The following is a 2,777-nucleotide window of genomic DNA, read 5'->3' as shown; positions in this document are numbered from 1 at the left end:
ACGAAAAACTATGGAGGTGGAAAGAAATGTCCTATGCAGTAGTAAAAGGAACATCCTACGTACTTGTGCATACCCCAGACATGATTATGCACAGTGGAACAACCCAAACAACAGAAAAACAATCAAACCCCAACAGCGAATACTTAAAAAAAGTACCAAACCACATAAGAAGCTATGAAGAAGTAGTAATGTACCCCCCAAACCAAGTATACATTGGAAAACTAAAACCAGAAGACCTAAGAGATTACGAAATGCCATGGTACGACAAAAAGGTAGAAGGAGCAGACCGCTATGGAAAATTCGGCGAAATTATGCCACAACAAGAATTTATCGGTCTAATGAAAATCGTAGACGCCTTTGACCTAGTAAAACTAGAAAAAAGCTTCAGCAACAGTACAAAAGAAAAACTATCCAAACATCCATTAATAAAAGAAAACCTGTTAGCAGGACTAAAAGAAGGCGAAGAACTAGCAGAGATAGAAAAAGCCGTCAAAGAACAACATGCAGAAGCCATATACCATGAAGACAAAATAGTAGGCTGCGTAAAAAGAGCCCATGAATTTGACCCCAACCTAAATGCCCATATCATGATGGAAAATATCGTAGTAAAAGCATCAGGCGTATTATCCTTCTTACATTTACTAGATAAAAACAAAATAGAAGCAGCGTCCATAGAATACGTAATCGAATGCTCAGAAGAAGCCTGCGGAGATATGAACCAAAGAGGTGGAGGAAACTTTGCAAAAGCCATAGCAGAAATGGCAGGAGCAGTGAACGCCACCGGATCCGACACAAGAGCCTTCTGTGCAGCACCAACCCACGCCCTCATAGAAGCAGCAGCACTAGTAAAAGCAGGAGTATACGAAAACGTAGTGGTGGTAGCAGGAGGAGCAACCGCAAAACTAGGGATGAACGGAAAAGACCACGTAAAAAAAGAAATGCCCATCCTAGAAGACGTATTAGGAGGCTTTGCAATCCTAGTAAGCAAAAACGACGGAGAAAACCCAGTGATAAGAACCGACTTATTAGGACGACATACAGTAGGCACCGGCTCCTCACCCCAAGCCGTAATCACCGCCCTAATCACAGCACCATTAGACAAAGGCGGGCTAAAAATCACCGATATCGATAAATACTCCGTAGAAATGCAAAACCCAGACATAACAAAACCAGCCGGAGCAGGAGACGTACCAGAAGCCAACTACAAAATGATCGCAGCCCTAGGAGTAAAACGAGGAGAAATGCAACGACAAGATGTAGCAACCTTCGGAGAAAAACACGGCATGCCAGGCTGGGCACCAACCCAAGGCCATATACCAAGCGGCGTACCCTACATCGGCCACGCAAGAGAAGCCTTCCAAACAAAAGAAATAAAAAAAGCCATGATCGTAGGAAAAGGAAGCCTGTTCCTAGCAAGAATGACCAACCAATTCGATGGCGTATCCATCGTACTAGAAGAAAACACAGGACAGGGTACCGAAGCAGCAGGTATATCAGAAGAAGACGTAAAAACCATGATAGCCGAAGCCATGAGAAACTTTGCGACACACTTATTAGGAGAATAAGGAGTGAATACAATGTCAGAAAACCAAGCAGTAAAAGAAATGATCGGCAAAGTATTCAGCAACATAGCCGATGCCATAGAAACCGGCGAATTCAGAAAAAAGACAAAGATAGGCCTTACCACCATGGGAAGCGAACATGGCGTAGAAAACCTAGTAAAAGCAGCAGAACAAGCAGCAAACCGCGCCAGCGGTTACGAAGTCGTATTAATCGGACCAAAAGTACAAACAGACCTAACCATATACGAAGCCAACACAGAAGAAGAAATGCACAAAGTCATGGAACAACTACTAGATAGTAAAGAAATAGAAGGCTGCGTTACCATGCACTACAACTTTCCAATAGGGGTTTCCACCGTAGGAAAAGTCATCACCCCAGGAAAAGGAAAAGAAATGTTTATCGCCACCACCACCGGCACCTCCTCACCCCATCGAGTAGAAGCCATGGTAAAAAACGCATTATACGGAATCATCGCAGCAAAAGCCAATGGCATAAAAAACCCAACCGTAGGCATACTAAACGTAGACGGAGCAAGACAAGTAGAAAAAGCACTAAAAGAACTAAAAGCCAATGGTTACGACCTAACCTTCACAGAATCCATGCGAGCAGACGGAGGCGCAGTCATGCGGGGCAACGACCTCCTGGCAGGCACACCAGATATTATGGTACAAGACACCCTAACCGGCAACGTCTTTATGAAAATCTTCTCCGCCTACACAACCGGAGGAGACTACGAATCCATCGGTTATGGTTACGGACCCGGGATAGGAGAAGGACAAAACAGAACCATCCTCATCCTATCAAGAGCATCAGGAGTACCCGTAGTAGCCAATGCCATCCAATACGCAGCAGAATTAGTAAAAGGCAACCTACAAGAAGTAGCAAAAGAAGAATTCAAAAAGGCAAAACAAGCAAAACTAGAAGACATACTAAAAGCCTTAACAAAAGATACAAAGAAAACAAAAGAAGAAGATGAAGAAGAAGTAACAGCACCACCAAAAGAAGTAGTAACCGGCTCCATATCAGGAATAGACATTATGGATCTAGAAGATGCAGTAAAAGCCCTATGGAAAAAAGGTGTCTATGCAGAAAGTGGAATGGGTTGTACAGGACCTATATTGATGGTAAGTGAAGAAAAGTTAGATACCGCTTTAGCAATATTAAGAGAAGCTGGCTTTGTGGCTGGAGAATCTCCTGATTGTTAGAGAAAAATA

Annotated in this window: 2 protein-coding genes; both read left to right on the top strand. The window is 43.2% G+C overall.

Features of this window, described 5'->3' with window-relative positions; genetic code table 11:
* Positions 1-26 precede the first annotated feature (26 nt).
* Positions 27-1,565, top strand: coding sequence for a glycine/sarcosine/betaine reductase complex component C subunit beta (gene grdC, locus CHB72_RS25500; RefSeq protein WP_089285674.1), 1,539 nt, complete (start codon positions 27-29; stop codon positions 1,563-1,565).
* 12 nt (positions 1,566-1,577) lie between these two features.
* Complete coding sequence (grdD, locus tag CHB72_RS25495) at positions 1,578-2,768, top strand: glycine/sarcosine/betaine reductase complex component C subunit alpha (RefSeq protein ID WP_089285673.1); 1,191 nt, start codon at positions 1,578-1,580, stop codon at positions 2,766-2,768.
* Positions 2,769-2,777 lie beyond the last annotated feature (9 nt).

Origin of the sequence: Anaerovirgula multivorans (assembly GCF_900188145.1) — a bacterium.
Taxonomy (GTDB): Bacteria; Bacillota; Clostridia; order Peptostreptococcales; family Natronincolaceae; genus Anaerovirgula; species Anaerovirgula multivorans.
Note: the sequence above shows the minus strand (reverse complement) of the source record. Positions and strands in the feature narration are given on the sequence as shown.

Excerpts from the sequence above, each read along its gene's own strand:
- grdC (WP_089285674.1), top strand. The coding sequence starts at position 27 with ATGTCCTATGCAGTAGTAAAAGGAACATCCTACGTACTTGTGCATACC.
- grdD (WP_089285673.1), top strand. The coding sequence starts at position 1,578 with ATGTCAGAAAACCAAGCAGTAAAAGAAATGATCGGCAAAGTATTCAGC.